The organism is Tolypothrix bouteillei VB521301 (assembly GCF_000760695.4).
Classification (GTDB): domain Bacteria; phylum Cyanobacteriota; class Cyanobacteriia; order Cyanobacteriales; family Nostocaceae; genus Scytonema; species Scytonema bouteillei_A.
In genome coordinates, this window is sequence record NZ_JHEG04000001.1 from 6,645,118 (window position 1) to 6,665,891 (window position 20,774).

Consider the following 20,774-nt stretch of genomic DNA (forward strand, 5'->3'; position numbering starts at 1 on the left):
CTACTGGCAAAAAGATTTTGTCAGTGCATCTGAATCAACACACTGGCGATGAGCCTGGTTCGGATGACAAAAAGCTTGAGAAAGTCAAAAGTCAAAAATGTACGGTTGATGAATTATTGACGTTTGACTCAAAGCTGCTTATTGGAAGTGAGACCTTCACTAAGTTCACACAACGAAAGTGTGAGCTTGGTGAGGTCTTGTCAACTCTCATCGAGCTCGCATGAGTAGATGATTTTGAAGGAGCTTGAGAGAGTGCTGACAGCTTTTACTGCAGGTTTGTTATTAATTACGGTTTCTGAGTTAGGCGATAAAACATTTTTCATCGCCGTGATTTTGTCGATGAAACACTCGCGGCGTTTGGTTTTTGCAGGTGCGATCGCGGCTTTAGCGGCAATGACTGTACTTTCTGTGGTGGTAGGACAAGCCGTTTCATTACTCCCAAAAAGTTTTATTCATCACGCTGAAATAGCTTTGTTTTTTGGTTTTGGTGTCAAGCTACTTTACGATGGATACCGGATGCAGGCGAGCACTTGTTCTACAGAAGTGGTTGAAGAAGCAAAAGCCGCAGTGGAAGTTGCCGATCGACAATCGATGAAAAAGAACAATTACTTAGGAGTAATACTACAAACTTTTGTGCTGACATTTATGGCAGAGTGGGGCGATCGCACTCAAATTGCCACCATAGCACTAGCAGCCGGAAATAATCCCATAGGAGTGACAACAGGTGCAATTTTAGGACACGCGATTTGTGCAGCTATTGCTGTCATTGGTGGAAGAATGATTGCTGGGCGAATTTCAGAGCGTACAGTCACGCTAGTCGGTGGATTTTTATTTCTTTTATTTGGTGTCTTGGCTGCTATTCAAGGGAGTTAGGAAGACACGGGAGACAAGGTAGAATCTTCTTGTCTACCCCCTCTCCCCCCTCTCCCTTGTCCCCAATCCCCTATCCCTCCGGTGTTGGTGATGCTGTGGTAGAAAGAACAGAGGAGGATGATGTTGCTGCTTCCTTGTTAATTTCATCTTTATACCGGGCTGGTGCTAGAGCCACAGCCCTAGTAAATAAAAGTTTTGCTTCTTCTGTTTTACCCTGTTTCTTTAAAAGCATTGCTTTTGCTACGACGGGACGGAAATCTTGCTTGTCGTTCTTAATTGCGCGATCGTAAACATTAAGGGCTTGAGCATATTTCTTTTGAGAGTCATAAACACAACCCAAAAGCACTTGTACGGCGACTGTATCCACGCTTCCTGGCTGAATTTTATTTGCTTGAGCAGCAGTATTGAGTGTATCTTGTAGCAAACCAATAGCTGCTTCGGGTCGTTTTTGGTCTAACAAAAGTGCTACCATGCCTTGCAACGCATCTAAATCACCCGGTTTATTCTCTAAAACTGAGCGAAAAACTTGGGCTGCTCCTTCTCTATCTCCAATTTGGTGTTTTGCTTGAGCAAGCAGGACTGCGTATCGTGTTTGTTTTGGCTTCAGCTTGGCCAACCTTTCTAGAGGTTCAATCACCTCTTTAATATTACTCCCCTTCAAACGTATCAGTTGTAAACGGGTTGTAATTAAGCCTAGCAGTGCTGTTTCGTTGTCTGGTTTTCGTTGCAAAACTTGTTCGTAACCCCTTGCGGCGTCTTCCAGGTTAGTTTTTTCGTCAGAGGACGTCGAGTTTTTCATGAATAATGCGGCGTCTTCCAGGTTAGATTTTTCGTCAGAGGATGTCGAGTTTTTCATGAATAATTTAGAAATTCCTATCCCTCGGGTGTTGGTGATGCTGTGGTAGAAGGAACAGGGGAGGATGATGTTGCTGCTTCCTTGTTAATTTCATCTTTATACTGGGCTGGTGCTAGAGCCGCAGCCCTAGTAAATAAAAGTTTTGCTTCTTCTGTTTTGCCCTGTTTTTTCAAAAGCATTGCTTTTGCTAAGACGGGACGGAAATCTTGCTTGTCGTTCTTAATTGCGCGATCGTAAACATTAAGGGCTTGAGCATATTTCTTTTGAGAGTCATAAACATTACCCAAAAGCACTTGTACGGCGACTGTATCCACGCTTCCTGGCTGAATTTTATTTGCTTGAGCAGCAGTATTGAGTGTATCTTGTAGCAAACCAATAGCTGCTTCGGGTCGTTTTTGGTCTAACAAAAGTGCTACCATGCCTTGCAACGCATCTAAATCACCCGGTTTATTCTCCAAAACTGAGCGAAGAACTTGGGCTGCTCCTTCTCTATCTCCAATTTGTTGTTTTGCTTGAGCAAGCAGCACTGCGTATCGTGTTTGTTCTGGCTTCAGCTTGGCCAACCTTTCTAGAGGTTCAATCACCTCTTTAATATTACTCCCCTTCAAACGTATCAGTTGTAAACGGGTTTCAATTAAGCCTCGCAGCGCTGTTTCGTTGTCTGGTTCTCGTTGCAAAACTTGTTCGTAACCCCTTGCTGCGTCTTCCAGATTAGTTTTTTCGTCAGAGGATGTCGAACTGCTTCTGTTGCTGCTAGATTCTTGCCTTGAAGGCTGCGTATCATTAAACGCCGCAATCAAAGGAATCATTGATACTCCAACAAAAGCAAGAACTGCGAGTAGCAAAACTGCATTAACCATCCAGCGATTGCGAGATTGAGACACAAAACCGTCCTTAAACTGTAATAACAAAAGAAAGTATGAAGGCTAAAGGATGAGAGATAAAAAATGAATTACAATGTAATCATCTTATACTTCATACTTTATACTTCATACTTCATCCTTTAGTTGACATTATCGGTCACATAAATCAATTGAGTTAAAAATTTTAAAAACTTTGCGGAATCCCGTGAGTTACTTGTGAATTTTATAACAAATAGCAATATACGCACTCCATACAAGTGTTGACTTTAGGAGGAACCTTGTGAGTTTGAGCTATGATATGCTTCCGAAACTAGTTATAGAGACGCTAAATAACACCTAAGCGTAATATGTATGCGAAGTTTCGCGTCTTTAATTGTTATGTAGAGCGTTAGGCGTACTTGTCTTGAAAGGAAATATACTTCCAAGCGTAGCACAAACGCTCTTTCCAGCTGCCTTAGTAAAATCCCACAATGGGATCTGTCTCCGCCGCAAGGAGTTTTTATGAATTCCGACCTGATGCCGTCGTCCGAATCGTCCAATTTAACAGCTTCAATAGAAGCTCAAACAAATCAAGATGCCGATACAAATGCAATTGTCCTTGCATTTGCATCTGCAAATGAAAATGCAGTGCCTTCCGTTCCCGAACCAGAAAACTTGCCCGAATCCCCCGGTGAGACTGCTTGTGATGGGAACTTCGTTAGCAGGCAACAACCAATTCCACCTCCTAGCGAACCAATGCAGTATCGAGCCATTGGCTTAGTCCGAGGTCGTTACGTTGCTAGTGACGAACAATTTACCCAAGGTAAAATGGTAACCTCAGATGGTACAGAGCTTGATGCCGTCCTTCTAGGTCGAATTATGAGTCTAGTGAAAAATCATTTAGACTTGGAAGCAGAACATCTGTGGGTTGTTTATCCTCGCACTCGCCAAGAAAATGATAATTTGCACCTGCAGATTGTAGGAGTTTGGGAGCCGGAAAATTTGGCGCAAGGTCGTCAAGTAACTGATGAACAAGAAGATATAACTTCTGAAGATTTGCCAGTACCGAAAGAAAATTCATTAAATTCCGTATTGCCATCTTCAGAAATTCCAGACGGTGGTTTTTCCGTTCGTGGAGAAGTTGTTTACCAGTCTAATGAAGCAGGCAATTTGGTCATTAAAATTAAGCAGGCTCCACGCAAACAAAATGACAAACCTAAGTATTTTAAGTTAAAACTTACAGCTAAGCTTGAGACTAAAGCAGTTGGTAAGTTCTGGGACTTTCAAGTCACGCGCAAAGCTGATTTATTATTAGTCGAAAGTGGGGAAGTTATTGCCGATTTACCTAAAAAGCGCAAACCACCAAGAAAAGGTGGTTTCAAAGGAGGTGGACGTCGTCCGGGTGGTCCGGGTAACAAAAGACCATTTGCTCCGAGACAGCGGAATGGGGAACTTCAACGCCCCATTCGGAAAAATGGTGACGCCTCTACACCCATACCATCGCGTCCGAGTCCCGTCTCTACCAAACCTACTCCCAAGCCAGTGAAGCGCCCGAAGCCAACTCAAGAATAAGGATGAATTATGAATTATGAATGCTGAATAATGAATTTCATAATTCATAATTCATAATTCATAATTCCTAAAACTCTGTCCATCGGTCTTGTGGTAGAAAAGACCTCTCCATCGGGATTTGAGCAACGGGTTCTGTGAGAGTAAAGTCTCCTAATTCAATCCATTTTTTTAACTCTAGGGCAACTTGTCGGGAAAAAAATAAACTTGCTAGGGGTGCTACACGAACAGTTTTACCTTCAATGGTTATGCGTCCGGATTTAAGTTGAGCATAACTGACTAAACCAAAGGTGGGACGAACTCGTCGGGGAATGGAAAAATCTACTACTGGGGCTACTAAATCTTTGTCTTGGATGGCACATTTTGCCACTACTTCTTCATTTAATACGGGGAGTGGTATCCCCACTCCCAACATTAAAGATGGACCGTAGCTTTTGAAGTAACAACCTCTCACCCAATGTCTATCCATTTGCTTGGCGTCACCAATTAAAGCTAAAGTTGCAGCCGGACCAATGGGTGTTCGATTTGGTAAGCGCTTTTGTAAGGGGAAATGCTGGGTTCCTTCCCAAGCAACGTAACCAATTCCACCTCCTAAAAAAATTCGCGTACCAATTCCAATAAGTTGTAAGTCTGGATCGTTGAGTAAAGGAGCAATAGCACCAGGGTTGGAGTAAACGGCATTGCTTAAACGTGGCTGTAGCGGACCAAGGTAAGTGTACAGCGGGCGATCGCCTCCATTCACCCCAACTATAAAATTTTGATAGAGATTGCGAGGATTAAATAAATAAAATTGATTGATTGTTTCACGAGTAATCGTTGTTTCAAAGGTGGCTCTTGGATAACAATCTGTGACCTGTCCTTGGGCTCTTACGTGTACGGGTTTGCCAGCTATCAAGTCTTCAATGACATGACCTCCCCCACGTTCCCGGACTTCTTCACCATCCGTCACTTCCACAGCACAGCTTGCACCTAAATATAAATCTACTGCTCCAAAACCAGAGTAGACAGGTACATTATCTAACCAGCAGCGACGAATTTTTATCGGTGGATCGGTGTGTCCGAGGTTAATAATTGCACCGCTCGATTCCATCGGCTCAAAAGTACCAGTTGCAATCACATCAACTTCTTTAGTAACTTTTGCTACACCAATTTCTTGCACTCGGACTTTTAATTCCTCAGCGGTCAATACTACCGCCTGCTTGCGGTTGATTTTGTCATTGATTTCCGCAATTGTTCGCATATAAAAAGATGTAATTCCGATGCTTTTCAATTTTCTCAATCATATCGATATCAGTGTCCCGTGACTAGCGCTTGGCTCTTGACGCTTGGTTGATTGGCAAGTCCCTTGCTTGTTTTTTATAAAAAATTTCCGCGATCGTCGTATTTCTCTATTACCTACGGAACTTTTATTTGATTTTTCAAATATACAGTAGGGGGCCAATGCCACGAAAAATCTGAATTGGTGGGCATTACCCAACCTACCGAGCGACTTAGGAATCCTACGATTAAAGAAAATCAAGTAAAAAAATGATTAATTTTACTTAAGGTTTGTTTAAAGTAGATTGTTAACTCAATATTTATACTGATATGTTTAAGAGCAAAGTGAAAAATTAAAAAATTATCTCCCCGAATTCTTCAAGAAATTGGGGAGATGGATAGATTTTTAGCAAAAATTAGAGGCTAATTTATTAGTATTTTTTGATCTATTTAATGAATTTGTAAATTCTGAGATTGATTTCTAACAACAAAAAGATTTATGAATTTCAATTCTAGCTTGCCAGCAACACTTATTGGAATATCGATGGTTATTGTGCAGACACAAGTTGCTGCAGCGCCCTCTCCAATAGAAATTGATGAAATAGCACAAGCTATTACCGTACTGATTGATGCTGGAGAATTGGGTTCCGGTTCGGGGGTAATTATTAACAGACAAGGCAATGTTTACTCTGTTGTTACCACAGCTCATGTACTCGAACGTCCAAATCTTAAATATGAGATTGTGGCTCCCGATAATCAAAGGTATGTGCTTAATTACAAAACAGTTAAAAAGTTGCCTGCAGTAGATTTAGCAATTTTACAGTTTACTAGCACAAACAATTATAGAGTTGCAAAGTTGGGGAATTCGGATGGAATCCAACGAAATGCAAAGGTTTATGTTGCTGGATTTCCCGGACGTACAGCGACAATTCAACGTCCAATTTACAACTTTATTGCTGGTAAAGTCATTGCTAATGCTTTGCGATCGCAACCCGTATCTGATAGCGGCTATAATTTGGTTTACGATAACTCTACGCTACCTGGAATGAGTGGTGGTCCGGTATTGAATGACCAAGGTGAGGTCATTGGAATTCACGGCAGAGGAGAAATTTTTAACTATGAGACTCCGAAGATCAATCCTCAAGTCGCCTTCGTGTATACAGGTAGGAGTTTGGGTATTCCAATTAAAACATTTTTGCAATTAACAGGTAGGGATGAAACAAGCGCAATCTTACCTTTTCCTGAAATTCCAATTGCGGGTTTTCCTAAGTGATATCTTACACCAAGACCCTGTAGATAAATTGCGCTATCTTCAATCTTGTATGTGTCGGAAAATCAGTTAAGTTCGTTGGTTTGAGGATATGATGTTATGTTGACTCATTTGAACTTTACAGAGTTCTCTTAACTTTTTATGTAAAATTTTGTATCAGTATTCAACATTTCTGATTTTATTTTGTCACTTTATAATATGCAATTATTTACAAAAATCTCACTAGTCTGTCACATTTTATATCTAATCTAAAATTAGTAAATCAACCAGTCTTTGGGACTAGAGCTTTTATCTCATACCTACAGCAAATTGCAACAAGTATGAGGTACAGATTGTTGTAAGGGCGTAAGGCATTGCGCCTCTACCGATGTACTTCATGTACCGGAAAAATGCTGCATATGGTATGAGATTTTTGTTTTTAGCTTTTTTGTGATGATTTATAAAATTACCTTTTTTAAAGAGCAATTATTCCTGCCATCGCTAGCGCAAAATATGAATGATAATGGGCATCCGCGTTATGCACCTAGAAAACGACATTTTGTCAAAAGACCAGTGAAGCAAATAATTTCAGTCTGATTTTGTAGAAGCGAAAACGAAAACGGGAGAAATCACTACTACGAGTAATTTCTCCCTAATGATTTTACAGTATTCCGGTCACCGGATTATGCAAGTTGTACTTCAATGCCCAGTGAAGTGATTAGAGCCGCATAGGCTTCTTGCTTAGTTAACTCCTTGCCAAACTGACCATTTTTAAAATCCCTCCAATACCAAAAAGATCCTACTAGACTAACTATTCCTGCATAATCTTGATTGTTATTATCGTAAATTGAAGTTTTTGTCGGTGTATCGGTTGCTGAATACCTCATAACTGTAATCGTTCCTATGATTCGAGAAAAAATGTCTCCGTGTAATATTGTAAAAACGATTATAAAAATTTGATGAAATAAAATACCTAATTATTTCCGTGATAGTACTATAATACAGCGTTCTTTTCTCACAGATTTTTCTTATAAAAGAAAATGCGATCGCCTATCATTCCAGCTACTACACTGCGATCGATCTCTTATAGCTCAATCAAGCATCCAGGATGGTGGCTCAATTTACGTCAGTTTCAAGGTAGTTCAGGTACTATGCCTTTTCTTTCTTCTTCAGCAAGCTCTAAGTTAGCGATGCACGGATGCTTGAGAAGTTGCCAATTTCTTTTGGTTGTTCGGGGAATGAGGTATAAACAACTTCTATGACGGCTCCAATTTATACTTTGGTCCCCACCTCAATGACTCAAATATTTTTTCACACTGTTCTTTATCCAATCTTCGCTTGATTTCAGGAGTAGCGATACCAAAATTATGACCTTGTATATATTCAACTCCAAGCTCGACTACTAACTCTCTTAATGAGAAATGACTAAATTCATCAAATCCTTCAATAATTGAAAAACAGGGAAAGTCATATTTCAAATCAATCAGATACTCTATGACGCTTCTTCCCAATTTTTTATCAAAATTCAGAATACTCCTATCAACTTTTACATATGTTGGATCGACCTCTTCTAATCTTGAAATAGAAGCATTTCCAACTCCAAAATCATCAACAGCAAACTTGACGTCATAGTTCTTTCTGTACTTTCTAGCTATACTTTTAAAGCTTCCCAAACCCTTTCCTTCATCATTAACAATTGATGGGAGGAGAGTTTTTTCAGAAATTTCAAGCACAAGTTTCTTTCCTGATATTAGCTTCTGTTCTGCAATCAGCTTTGCCAATAGCTTTTCATATGAAGTACGAACAATACTTGAAGGATAAACATTAACCGAAAGCATTTTTTTCTCATCATATCTCCCTGTTTGTGCTTTTTCAGTAGCTTGCTTGTAAGCCTTGATCGCAGTTTCTAAAATATAAAGATCTAGTTCTGTTTGGAAACGAACTCCCCACATTTCAGCTACTTCAAATAAGTCAGATGGAGCACGACCAGTTTTTGGATCGCGAGCTAATGCTTCCCAACCTGCAATTGTTATATTTTCCTCATGTTTATCAAAAAATATTATTGGTTCAAAAAAAATTTGAATATTCTTCAAAGATTTACGAAAACCATTAAATCTATCCTCATAAGATCGATCGCTTACAAAACCGTACTGACGCTTGACCGAATCGTATATTCTATATTTAATATCTTCCTTTATGCTAAGTGGGTTAAAGGTTTGTTCCGGTTCATATAAATTACCAATTATAATGCTAATAATATCTTCCAATTTATCTAATTGGCTGGAAGCACCAAAAAGGATAACTACATATTTTAGCCTTTGATTGGGAATAGCAATTAAATAACCTTCTTCAGGAAAATCAAAGTCTTTGTCTATATAAAGTTTGTAAGCTCTATCCGATTGGAAAATTTTTAAGTATTTATTTTTTAAAAAAGAGTTAATTAGGTTTGCATTAATTTGAATTGATAAATTGCTTGCTCTACTTTCCTGAAGAACTACGTCATTTTCGTAGCTATATATGTAAACCAATTCTGCTTTAAAAAAATCTTTGATAGCATTTGTCATCCACAACTCAGGTAAAGATGTTGGATCTATTTTTTCTATAAAATCTTCTAGTAAAATATCGTATTTTTCAAAAATACTAGGTAAGGCTTTAAAAGAGTTTTCCCGATCTACTAAACTTCCATTATTCTTGTCATTATTAAAAATAAAATAATTATTTTTAATCTTTAGAGTAGGTACTAAATTTTCTGGAGATCCAACAAGTTGCATGGCAACACATCCAAGCTTGTATGCAAGTTCATATGTTTGCCCTGAACCAAGTGCATCATAAAAGCTAACGGCAAACTCAATTGCATCTCTATCTTTGATTTCTTGCTCCATACCAATTACACGATCGATATATTGACTAATAGCTTCAAACTGGAATTTTGAGTAACACGCATTTAGGAAGACACACTCTACTTGATGAGTAAAGGACTTAAAGAGATTGGCAAGACCTTCTGTATTAACTAGTTGTATGTTTCCTTGATTATCCTCTAAAGCAATTCCTTCCTCTGCATTTCCATGTCCGCAGAAATGAACAATGTTTGGTTGTAATTCAGTCATCGATCTGACTAAATCTCTTGGACGTACAGCCCATCGTGTTTGTAATACAAACTGACTTCGGTTTTCAGATCTCTTCAAAGCTTCTTCAATATCTCGAACTTCTTCTGCTAATCGTAATTGTGTGGTATTACGTGGGTTTGCAGCTAAGACTAAAATTGTTTTTGTCAACTTTTCACTCCAGTTCTAGAAGAGCGCGGTTATGTTTTACAGTGAAATTGTAAAGTACGTCTAGTTTCAAGCAAAGTGATTGATATCACACGTTTAACTTAACTTAAACAGAACGCGCTGTTGAAGATGCTGGCAAAGAAAAGATGTTGAGCAATATTTATTAATGTAAATTTTTAAAAATTTTATACTACAAATACACAAAAATTTTGGTGATTCAAAATTCCCATTTTTACAATCCACCTTGGTTTTGAACCCTAAGTTCTCGAAAGATGATTCAGAACACGATCTTCGATGACTCCTAAGATGCACATTTTATAACCCTCATATAGCAAGGCTTTCAGAAAATGAAAAAAATGTGCGTCTTTCATATATTACTAGCGGCGATTTTCACGGCTAGTCGGAGGCTCAGATCTTGTACCAAAGTATTAATACTGATTTTTCTAGTTTTAATAAACATATATTTTTATCAAAAAAACGAAAAATCAGAGTTTATAGCCTACGTAGATCTCTATTTATTTGTATATTTTCACCTTTATATGGTGTAGGTGCAAGATGTCAGATGAGAACTTATGGAATTGCGATCGCATTCTATAAGTATCAGACTTTAGGATAGAGCCACCTTTGAAATACTTGTGTCAGACGGGGCATTACCAGATAGGTGAGCAGTGCTACAACCAGTCCGGTTGTGAAGAGTTGATTGAGCAATACGGGCAAACCGGACAAAAGTGGAGCCAACAATCGGCTGACAATCCCCAGAGTAACAAATACTCCCAACCAAGTAATCAGTGCCATTTTGTAACGAGGAGGTGGAGCCTGGAGTGGCTTTTCAGATAGCGTGAACCAAGTTTCCAATCCAGTCAGGGTTTGCACGTTCTCTGGTTTCTCAATCAATGGCTGCAACCGCTCAATCCAGTCACGCCGCACGTCAGATGTCATCCATTTTTTGAGATTAATGTAGCGATCGAACCGCAGAATGACAACGTATTCTGGATGACTGCGTTCGCGAGGTCGAATAATGCTTACACCCATGTATCCATCAAACTGCTTGGCAGCGGGAATAATGCCGTGCAGCCATTCCTCATACCCCTGCTCTCGCCCCGGACGAATTACATGGGAGATAATGGCAGTGACTTGATGATTTTCCTCATCTGTACCGATTGCGATAGGCTCGTCTAACATCACATTTAACTCGCTCTGGTGACTGTGCTGCCAGCAGTTTATCAACGAGCAAGTATTCAAAACAAGCGATCGCAAAGTCTTTGCCTTGGGACGAGCAACCTATCGATCTAACCACTGAAGCAGCCCAAGTGAAGTAGCGCTTCCTACAAGGTGAGCGCCAATCAAATTGACGTTTGCCAAAACTACAAACAGATCTAGCGAACGAATAAGATTTTCAGGTCTATAAACTGCCACTCCTTGAGGCAGAGCGAGAGCTTTCGATAGCACGGCAACAACGGTCACTTCAGATGCTAAAAAAGCTAATAATAAGCCTATCAAACTGACGATTAATCCAATGCGTAATACTTGAATTACGTCCTCTTTCCTTGGATGTAGTTCGCGATTTGGGGACTGTAAAAGTTTGTCTAAACGTCTGTAGCGATTCACCCAATAGAGCCTGAAACACAGCACTAAAATTCCAAGAATACCAAAAACAACTCCAAATCCCATCCCCGAATTTGTAGTTGTTTGGACAATGGAACTGCGGCTAAATATTGCTAAGAACAAAGCCAAGCTAGAAACAGCACCTAGTGCTAACTGTATCCAGAAACTAATCGGTCTTACTACATGAAAAGTAGCTGCAAATTTTTGCTTTGTTGGTACAGGTAGATATGAATTTAAGTCATGTGACATATTCCTTCTCCTTAAGCACGAGCGACTATATTTTTATTTTTAATAAGTGAGAAGTGCTAGATATAGATGTTTGACTTGCTCGGTTAAATTAATTGATTGGAGGATGTTTTAAAATTTCTCTAAAATTAAGTACATCCCGTGCTACTCCAATAATAAGCTATCAAATATTAACGTAAGTTAAGTCAGTCTCTAGAAAGATGTAGAGAGCAGACATTTCTTGATTCTAGGTAGTAAGTAATTTAGACTTAAGATTGAAGACAATTAATTTTAAAAACTGTGTCACATTATTGTTAATTTTTTTTTAATTGAATGCATACAGACCTTTGCATCTAAAGAAGTTACACTTCAGACAACCCTACTTGATGCCTTGAGTGTGCGGTAGATCGGGATTTCACCAAGTTAACCTGCTATATTAAGTTGCTGAAGCGTTGTTTAAGATCGCGGATAGCAGCACTTGTGTTGCGATCGTAAGCAATTTGAACGCATCGGGCGATAGCACTTAACAAATCAAAGTCTGGAAAATAGCGGCTCTGGGTTTGGAGGTGGTAATGTGCTTCTTGTAACTGGTAAATCAACGGCTGTTGATTTTTAAACAGCCAAACTTCAGGAACGCGATAAGGAAGATAATCGCATACATCTGAATAACTGGTAACATCAATTTCGATGACTAAATCGGGAGGCGGATCTTGTTGCCAATCGATGCGTTTTTTCCCAGAGATCGCTTGCCAGTTGTTGATGTAGAAACAATAATCTGGCTCAATCCCACTCTCTTCCGGCAAAGTCATAGTCACAGGTGTAAACGCATCATATTCCCGCCCATCGCGATCCAGTAGTGCTTTCACAATGTCCGCGATTAAATTAGCATCGCGTCCGTGTACTGGTAAGGGCGACATCAGCAAGACTTCTCCATTGCGATACTTGAGGCGTGGGAGCGAACTATCTCCCCTCCGGTCACACAAACTCTGATACTCTTGCCAGGTAGCAGGTAAGCGCACTACCGACCCCGGTGGTAATTGGATTTTTTCCGGTGAGATGAGGGCAAACATTGTTTGGGATCTCTTTTACGGTGGCATACTGCTAATGATAACGGACAAATTCAGGCGGCTCAATTGAATGAGAAGCGATCGCATCCTGTTAAGAACAAGGCAGTTTTTTCATCATTGAACTGGTCACAGTCATCGTTCACTGTTAAGTTCGCAAACGATAACCAATCCCCCTAACGGTCTCAATCCGATCGCTTCCCAATTTCTTCCGCAAGTGACCTATATAAACATCAACAATATTTGACCCCGGATCGTAGTCATAACCCCAAATGCGGTTAAGTAATTGTTCTCGACTCATAACCTGCATCGGATGACGTAGAAAAACTTCTGCCAATATAAATTCACGAGTGGAAAGTTCTACCAACCTATCTTCCACCCAAACCTCTCGTGCAATCAAATCTAAAGCAATATTGCCAACTCTCAGAATAGTTTCTTCCTTTGCTCTGGGGACATGACGGTTGCGTAATTGAACTCGGATGCGTGCTAGCAGTTCTTCAAACCGAAATGGTTTGGTGATGTAATCATCAGCACCTCCCTCCAATCCTGCAACTGTATCATCCACACCATCACGGGCAGTCAGTACAATGATGGGGAAGGTTTCTCCTCTTCCCCGCAACTCTTGCAGTACATCCAAGCCATCTTTATCTGGCAAACCTAAATCGAGAATCAACAAATCAAAATTATTACTATCCGCCATGTTCAACGCATCTCTAGCCTTGGTGGCGACTGTGGTTGTGAACCCGTGTGCTTGTAACCCTGTTTCCAGGAAGGCTGTGATGCGAAGATTGTCTTCGGCGATAAGAATCCGATTCATGAATTCGGTCCTCTTCGTCAGACGTAAGGGGAATGACAATCGTGAAAGTAGACCCATGACCCAGACGACTGACAAGTTCGACCCATCCACCATGAGCTTGAGCGATCGCTTGCACAATGGCCAATCCCAACCCATGACCTTCTGACTGGTCTTCTTTCGTCGCCCTTACAAAACGCTCAAATATGCGTTTTTGGTCTTCTGGGGCAATTCCAACTCCAGTATCCCTTACCCAAATATAAACATAATCCCCTTTCACAGAGGAACCAAGTGTAATGGTATCATTATTGCTCGTATAGCGAACGGCATTCTGAATTAAATTCATCGCAGCTTGAGTTAACCTCTGACGGTCAACCATCACTGGGCTCAACCCTTTAGATTCCAACCTCCAATCTCGATTGGCTAGCGATCGCGCTTTGAGATATATTTCCTCTGTGAGCCAATCTAATTCTTCTGGCTTTATCTTAAGAAAATCCGGGCGTTCTGTTTTTGCTAACAGTAGCAAGTCATTAACCAGGCGGCTCATGCGGTCTAACTCATCCATCACCAAGGCAATAGTTACCTCTTGTTTTTCCGGGCAAAACTGTAACATTTCCAGATGACCCTGAATCACTGTAATGGGAGTCCGCAGTTCATGACTGACATCGTTGAGAAACTGTTGCTGGCTATCAAAGGCAAACTGAAGCCGATCGAGCATTTCATTAAACGTTTTTGTCAACTCCGCTATTTCATCTGCTCCCTTGACTGGAATCCGCTGTGTCATATCTGACTCAGTGATAGATTGAGCAGTTTTCGTTAGCAAACGTAGGGGATACAATACTCTCCCAGCCGTCACCCATGCTAGTAAGAAAAAGACGAGCAGGACGATCAGCGTAACTTGCATGACGAGGAAAATCGCATTTGTTCCCGCTTGAAAAGCTGCTGAAGCATCGTGAATTGCAATAAGCATGGCTCTTTCCCCACCTATACTAACTGGGTATGCCACATAGCGAATCCTTTGTGTAGAAGTTTGTATGTAACCGTTCTTTGGTTCCTTAAGGTGAGTCCAGCGCCGTATCAGAGCTGGGTACTGCTCTAAAAGCTCGGAAGGTAAAATCGGGCTGTATCTGTAAATTTCGTTGTTGATGAGAGTAATAATATACTCATTCTGTGTAGGAGCATAGGTAGCCAAAAATTTATCAAACAATACAGCCGTCTCTACTGCATTTCCCGGTTGCTTTGCACTATACTGCCTTTCCAATAACTTAAATCGCGCTACTTCCTTAATCAAAGAAGCGTCAGCTCTTGCTTTTAAGTCTTCACAATATATCTGGCGAGTGGTTTGGATGGAAAATATTGCCGTACAAGCTGTGAGCAGAAAGTACCAAACTAAAAGACGGGCGCGGACGCTATAGAAAACTCTGCGCCATCCTTGTGGAGGTGGGTATTTTGCTACCATTCCTGTAGATTTGCTACTTGCTTGATATTTATTTGCCATTTTTCTACAAATTCGCTAACAACATTCAGTTTCCGCAAGCAAGGTAAATGAGGAGTGAAGCTTGGATGAAAAAATTTTAATAAAAAGGAGTCGGGATTTACAGAGACTAGCCTCTTAATTGACAGCTACCCTAACCTGACATAAACTGATAAGCTACGACCCGTAATAACAATTTCTTCATTTCAATTGTAATTAAACGTGGCTCATAACTACCAGTATGCCAAACTCAGAGGTAAATCCTTCAAAGGGCAAGACTTAACAGGCGCAGATTTCTCCTATTCAGATATCCGAGGCGCTGACTTTACGGGTGCCTTCCTTAAAGGAGCAAACTTCAGCCATGCCAAAGCGGGACTGCAACGCCGTTGGGTAATTGCTACGCTCGCGATCGCATTACTGCTGTCAGCTATATCGGGATTGCTATCAGCCACTGGTGGTTCTCTCATAGGGTGTATTTTAGCTAATGGCAACCGTGAAAACACTTATGTAGCAGCAGTCAGTTTAACAGTCTTGTTTGTGTTTTTTCTCATTACTATGCGGCAAGGAGTCGCAGCAGCCTTTGGTTTTTTGGCAGTAGCAGTGACATGGACTGCCGTAGCAGGAGTTACATGGGCGGGGATAGTCGCAGTCACATGGGCGAAGGCAGGAACTCAGGCAGGAATTATGGAATTGGCAACAGTCGTAGCAGTCGTTGTTACAGGAGCCATAGCAGCGATCGCAACAGCAACGGGTGTCGTCTTGATAGCTGGAGCAGCAGCTATGGCAGGAGCTGTTGCTGGATTATTTGCAGTCGCAGTTACAGTGTCTGTAGCAGGGGCTGTCGCTGGGATAGGAGTGGTCGCAGCTGTTAGGATAGGCGGTCCGGTTGTCGGAGCGCTGGCTGGAGCGATCGCAGTCTTGACAATATTCCTATCTGCTGACATCGGTTGTCGCGCACTCTTTGAAGATGAAAGACAAATTTGGGTTCGCAATGTTGCTCTAGATTTTGTCACCAGGCGTGGAACAAATTTTCAAGGTAGCAATTTGACAGATGCGAACTTTACACAGGCAAGACTGAAAAATACCAATTTCAACAAATCCATCCTGACACGTACATGCTGGTTTCAAGCAAAAATGATGAATCGAGCTGATGTCAGGACAACCTATCTTGAGGATAAAAATCTACGTCAACTGCTAGTTACAAAAGATTTACAAGGCAAAACAGTTGATGGCTGGGATTTGCAAGGTATGAATTTGCAGGGCGCGAATTTGAAAGATGCTAGCTTCATTGCAACCAAGCTCAATGAATCGAACCTGCAAAATGCGGATCTTTCAAGAGCAAATCTTACAGGAGTGCAACTAGACAAAACAGATTTAAGAGGTGCAACTCTGACGGGTACATACATCGGAGACTGGGCAATTTCTCCGGATACCAAGCTAGATGGCGTACACTGTGACTATATTTTTTTGTACGTGCCTACAAAAGATAATCCCAATCCCCATCGTTTACCTCCTAACTGGGATGAAACCTTCAAAGACGGTGAATTTGCTCAGTTAATGACCCCGTTGCCTAACCTCTCCAAGATCTAGATTGTTCCAAAGGAGTCTCCCGTAGTTGAGCAGATCCTTAAAACACCCCAAATATACCGTTAGGTTTGGGGATTTCTGCATTAATCTTTAAGACTCCTGCCGTCAATACAGGAGATTGAAACAAGGACGCCCTACGGGTTCGCCACAATATCCGGAGGGAAACCCGATGACAGTTGTGGACTCACCGTTTTTCCTCGTCGCACTCTCCGCTTGGAAAAACATCTTTTTTTCTAGCAGGCGCTACTCCCACAACGAGCATTTTTATTTCAGAGGACAGGAAGCAAAAAGCACAGCAGCGTAGCTGCCTCCTGCCCTCTGCTTTTCTTTGTAAAAAGACTCTATTATATATGTAGTGTAAAATACACTGAAATAGAATTTCAAGCAAAACCCAGTAAATTTCTGTATTTATTAGATTTTAGTTGATAAGGAGTGAGTGCTCGGTGGAATATCTTGTTTATTCTCTGATGGACAGTGCTTACGCGGAAGCAACTGTAGAAGATGAATTTAGTTTGCCGGAGTTTAAATTAACCTTAGATTGGAAAAAAGTTTTTAAATCGACTTGGCTCACCTATGCTACGGCTACAGCTTTGTTTGCAATTTTAGCCCAAGCTCAAGTCGTGTCAGCGGCTTACTCCGGTCCTGGTAGATATTATGTCAGCACAAATGGTAGTTGTCTCAATATTCGTACAGGTCCATCAACTTATTACTCTAGAGTAGCTTGTTACCGCAATGGCTCTCGACTTCCAAATGTAAGGGGATACACAAGAGGATTTGCTCGTTTGTCTACGGGCTATTTTGCTTCTACAAGATGGATCGCTCGCAGACCCGGTAGTGGATATACTCCCGGTCTTGGTGTTGGCGGTCGCGTCTTGAGTTTGGGTTCTCAAGGAAGCGGTGTTAGAAGAGTGCAAAGAATTTTAGGAATAACACCTACCGGATACTACGGTACTGCAACTGCAAGAGCTGTTCGCAATTTTCAGCAAAACAATGGCATATACCCAGTCGATGGAAGAGTGGGACCGGAAACCAGAAGAGCATTAAATCAATATGGAAGCACGGGTTACGGTTCTAACTACAATGATGACTACTTGTACTCGAACCGCGATCGCTACAATGATGACTACCTGTACTCGAACCGCGATCGCTACAATGATGACTACTTGTACTCGAACCGCGATCGCTACGATGATGACTACTTGTACTCGAACCGCGATCGCTACGATGATGACTACTTGTACTCGAACCTCAATCGCTACTACGATGACAACTACCTAAATCGTAACCGCGATATCTATAACAACAATTACAGTTACAACAGCGATTACAATATTGGAGGTCGAGATGTCCTTGCAAGAGGTTCTCGAGGTAACGCTGTTAGAGAAATTCAGCGATATTTAGGTGTACAAGTTACGGGGAACTACAATCGCGCAACCGAAAGAGCAGTCAGAAACTTTCAAGCCAGAAATGGCTTACCTGTCACTGGAGTTGTTGATTCAAATACCCGATTGTTTTTAGGCTTAAGTGGTTGACGCTCCGCCGCCTAAAGGCTAGTGTGTATTGTCAAACGAAGTGCATTAAAAGCGCTTTCGATCCCCCCTAACCCCCCTTAAAAAAGGGGGGAACGGAATTCCAATTCTCCCTTTTCACGAAGTTTCATCTCTTTTCTAGAGATCTGTACACTACCGTAGTTATAAAGGGGGGCTATGATACTCAAAAACTCCCCCTATTTATCGGAGGATTTAGGAAGAGCTAACACGTGTAAAAACACGCCAATTGTTTATATTCTTGATAATTATAAATGGCTTATATAGCAGTCCTAAATGAAATATAAAAATCAGAGTGAAGACTGCTAATAGCCATTAGCTATTAGCCATTAGCCCTCCCTTGTTCGCCAGTCCCGGTGGTCGCGGGAAACCCGCCTACAGGGCTGGTCTCACCATTAGCCATCCAAATTTTTTACAAATGATTTAGGATTGCTATATTTGACTATTGTTAGGCAACTTATCAATACTTATCCTGCTTTTTTCTGAATTTTTCAACAAACTCTAAGTATTTTCTGGATGATGAATAGGTATCTCAATAACAAATTCAGTCCCTTCACCTAAGTTGCTACGACAGTATAGTTTCCCTCCATGTTTTTCAATAATTTGGTAGCTAATCGACAGCCCCAAACCCGTACCAACACCAACAGGTTTAGTCGTAAAAAATGGATCAAAGAGGCGTTTTTGAACTTCCAAAGTCATGCCAGAACCGTTATCAGCAATGGAAATAACAATACAATTTTCCTCAATCATCTCAGTCGCTATGCGGATTTTAGGATGGAAAATGTGAGATTCTGGAAGTAAAGAACTCTTGCTGCATCCGGAAGCCGCCAATGCAAGCTGTGAATTGCAGATTGCGTAATTACCTCGAATCCATTGCTCTTCTAACGCATCAATGGAATTTGCTAACAAATTCATGAACACTTGGTTTAGCTGTCCCGCGTAGCAAGCAATTGGTGGAAGAGGCTGATAATCTTTAATAACTTGAATTTCAGGACGAGTTGTTGTTGCTTTGAGCCGATGTTGCAAAATCATGAGCGTGCTGTCAATTCCTTCACGAATATCCACTGCTTTCATTTGGGCTTCATCGTGACGGGAAAAGTTTCTTAAAGAGCGGACAATTTCACGAATGCGATCGGCTCCCATCTTCATAGAAGTTAGCAACTTTGGCAAGTCCATCATTAAAAAATCCAAATCAATAGTGTCGATTTCCTCAAGAATTTCTAGTGTGGGCTGGGGATAGGTGTGCTGGTAGAGTTTGAGCAAGTTTAACAAATCTTCTACGTAGTCATTGGCGTGAACGATATTGCCAAAAATAAAATTGACTGGATTGTTGATTTCATGGGCTACTCCAGCAACCAGTTGTCCCAAACTGGACATTTTTTCACTTTGTACAAGTTGAGTTTGCGTTTTTTTCAGTTCTTCTAAAGTTATTTCAAGTTGATGTGCTTGTTTTTGAGCGCTGATTGCAGCTTGACGAGTATGTCGGTAAAGTTCAGCTTGGTTGACAGCAATAACTAACTGACCAATAACTGCTTGTAAAAGTTCTACTTCACTATCAGTCCAGGGACGCGGATAACTACAATGAGCGCAGCATATAACTCCAATATCACCAGAACGTGTTTGAAACGGTAGCTGTAATGTCGATCGGTACCCCAGAGATTGAACTAACTGCCGAAAATTACTATCAGTAATATTTAATACATCATTTATACGAATAATTTCTTGGTTTAACAGCAGCTGATGAACCGAACCAATGAGAAGTTCCGGGTAAGAACCCAGTATCCCAGGTAAATCTGGATTTCGTGCTTCTTTGATAGCTTCCCAAGTTGGCGGATCGGTATCCGGCTGGTACCAACAGAAGGTACAACGGTCGATTTGCAATAACTGCTGTATTGCTTGGATTGCTGTTTCAATAACTGTATCTAAATCAAGAGAGTTACGGATTTGACTCGCTAACCTATTGAGCAGTTGTTCTCTCTGTGCTAGTTCTCGAAACTGTTCTTCTGATTTGCCAACACTCGTTTCAGCGACTTTGGATTGTGAAATGTCTTTTACGGTTGTTGCTAAAGGTGTTTGTTGCTTAACCACTGCTTCTGGAGTGTACTTGCCCTTAGTAATGATTTCAGAAGAGAAAATTGTGCCGCCTATTTCACCATTGCAGTCATACCAAGGACAACCCTTCCATTTCACCCATTCTACAGAACCGTCTTCCCGAACAAAACTGTCAGTTGATGCGTGTTCGCTACAACCAGCCAAACACAGTTGATGCACTGTTTTCCACATATTGGGAGTTTGAGGAAAAACCTCATAATGCTCGCGACCAATATAGCTTTCTTGTTGGAAACCATAGTCTGTTAACCAGCTGCGGGTGGCTGCCACATAACGCATGTGGCGGTCAAACATGGCAACGGCTGTGGGTGTGTACTCTAAAAACAGTTGGAACTCCGGACAGTTGTGCAAGTACATAAATTGGCCAGGGGATGCTTAATGTGTTGCCAAGGTATGAAATCATTGAAATGAAGACATTGTTAGTAATGTAACTATTTCGCAGTTACTTTCGC

At 41.0% G+C, this 20,774-nt stretch carries 16 protein-coding genes; 5 read left to right on the forward strand and 11 right to left on the reverse strand.

What is annotated here, in order from left to right:
• The first annotated feature begins 252 nt into the window (after positions 1–252).
• Complete coding sequence (locus HC643_RS26965) at positions 253–873, forward strand: TMEM165/GDT1 family protein (protein ID WP_038083502.1); 621 nt, start codon at positions 253–255, stop codon at positions 871–873.
• A 70-nt stretch (positions 874–943) separates the two neighbouring features.
• Here HC643_RS26965 and HC643_RS26970 read toward each other — a convergent pair whose 3' ends face one another.
• Both HC643_RS26970 and HC643_RS26975 read right to left on the reverse strand, forming a co-directional pair.
• Positions 944–1,672, reverse strand: a complete 729-nt coding sequence (locus tag HC643_RS26970) for a tetratricopeptide repeat protein (RefSeq protein ID WP_408036677.1) — start codon at positions 1,670–1,672, stop codon at positions 944–946.
• Between the two features lie 74 nt (positions 1,673–1,746).
• Positions 1,747–2,613 (reverse strand): tetratricopeptide repeat protein, encoded by an 867-nt coding sequence (locus HC643_RS26975; protein WP_038083497.1) that lies wholly within the window; start codon positions 2,611–2,613, stop codon positions 1,747–1,749.
• Positions 2,614–3,093: 480 nt separating this feature from the next.
• Between HC643_RS26975 and HC643_RS26980 the strand changes: the two genes are divergently transcribed.
• Positions 3,094–4,143, forward strand: a complete 1,050-nt coding sequence (locus HC643_RS26980; RefSeq protein WP_038083462.1) for a hypothetical protein — start codon at positions 3,094–3,096, stop codon at positions 4,141–4,143.
• 67 nt (positions 4,144–4,210) lie between these two features.
• On the opposite strand, the gene HC643_RS26985 is transcribed toward HC643_RS26980, so the two are convergent.
• Positions 4,211–5,380 carry a homocysteine biosynthesis protein gene (locus HC643_RS26985; protein ID WP_038076426.1) on the reverse strand — a complete coding sequence of 390 codons (1,170 nt, stop codon included), beginning with the start codon at positions 5,378–5,380 and terminating at the stop codon, positions 4,211–4,213.
• Between the two features lie 516 nt (positions 5,381–5,896).
• On the opposite strand from HC643_RS26985, the gene HC643_RS26990 reads away from it, so the two are divergent.
• Positions 5,897–6,670, forward strand: coding sequence for a S1 family peptidase (locus tag HC643_RS26990; RefSeq protein ID WP_038076429.1), 774 nt, complete (start codon positions 5,897–5,899; stop codon positions 6,668–6,670).
• A 659-nt stretch (positions 6,671–7,329) separates the two neighbouring features.
• Here the strand turns inward: HC643_RS26990 and HC643_RS26995 are convergent.
• The 7 genes from HC643_RS26995 to HC643_RS27025 all read right to left on the reverse strand — a co-directional run bounded on the left by HC643_RS26995 (position 7,330) and on the right by HC643_RS27025 (position 15,103).
• Positions 7,330–7,533 carry a hypothetical protein gene (locus tag HC643_RS26995; protein ID WP_038076431.1) on the reverse strand — a complete coding sequence of 68 codons (204 nt, stop codon included), beginning with the start codon at positions 7,531–7,533 and terminating at the stop codon, positions 7,330–7,332.
• 369 nt (positions 7,534–7,902) lie between these two features.
• Positions 7,903–9,921, reverse strand: a complete 2,019-nt coding sequence (locus HC643_RS27000; RefSeq protein WP_167844761.1) for an EAL domain-containing protein — start codon at positions 9,919–9,921, stop codon at positions 7,903–7,905.
• A 597-nt stretch (positions 9,922–10,518) separates the two neighbouring features.
• Positions 10,519–11,100 carry a putative antibiotic biosynthesis monooxygenase gene (locus HC643_RS27005; RefSeq protein WP_038076433.1) on the reverse strand — a complete coding sequence of 194 codons (582 nt, stop codon included), beginning with the start codon at positions 11,098–11,100 and terminating at the stop codon, positions 10,519–10,521.
• A 99-nt stretch (positions 11,101–11,199) separates the two neighbouring features.
• Positions 11,200–11,772: a DUF3611 family protein gene (locus HC643_RS27010; RefSeq protein WP_038076435.1), complete on the reverse strand. Its 573-nt coding sequence runs from the start codon at positions 11,770–11,772 to the stop codon at positions 11,200–11,202.
• 407 nt (positions 11,773–12,179) lie between these two features.
• A complete protein-coding gene (locus HC643_RS27015) occupies positions 12,180–12,818 on the reverse strand; it encodes a Uma2 family endonuclease (protein WP_038076437.1) in 639 nt (212 codons plus the stop codon).
• Positions 12,819–12,960: 142 nt separating this feature from the next.
• The gene (locus tag HC643_RS27020) at positions 12,961–13,629 is read right to left on the reverse strand and encodes a response regulator transcription factor (RefSeq protein WP_038076440.1); all 669 of its coding nucleotides are present in this window, start codon (positions 13,627–13,629) and stop codon (positions 12,961–12,963) included.
• Positions 13,526–15,103, reverse strand: a complete 1,578-nt coding sequence (locus HC643_RS27025) for a sensor histidine kinase (protein ID WP_082051911.1) — start codon at positions 15,101–15,103, stop codon at positions 13,526–13,528. The genes HC643_RS27020 and HC643_RS27025 overlap by 104 nt, the downstream gene beginning before the upstream one ends.
• A 198-nt stretch (positions 15,104–15,301) precedes the next feature.
• Between HC643_RS27025 and HC643_RS27030 the strand changes: the two genes are divergently transcribed.
• Entirely contained in the window at positions 15,302–16,669 is a 1,368-nt protein-coding gene (locus HC643_RS27030; RefSeq protein WP_038076443.1) for a pentapeptide repeat-containing protein, read from the forward strand.
• Between the two features lie 440 nt (positions 16,670–17,109).
• Complete coding sequence (locus HC643_RS41590; RefSeq protein WP_082051910.1) at positions 17,110–18,198, forward strand: peptidoglycan-binding protein; 1,089 nt, start codon at positions 17,110–17,112, stop codon at positions 18,196–18,198.
• A 516-nt stretch (positions 18,199–18,714) separates the two neighbouring features.
• Here the strand turns inward: HC643_RS41590 and HC643_RS27040 are convergent.
• Positions 18,715–20,679 carry an ATP-binding protein gene (locus HC643_RS27040; protein WP_038076446.1) on the reverse strand — a complete coding sequence of 655 codons (1,965 nt, stop codon included), beginning with the start codon at positions 20,677–20,679 and terminating at the stop codon, positions 18,715–18,717.
• Positions 20,680–20,774 lie beyond the last annotated feature (95 nt).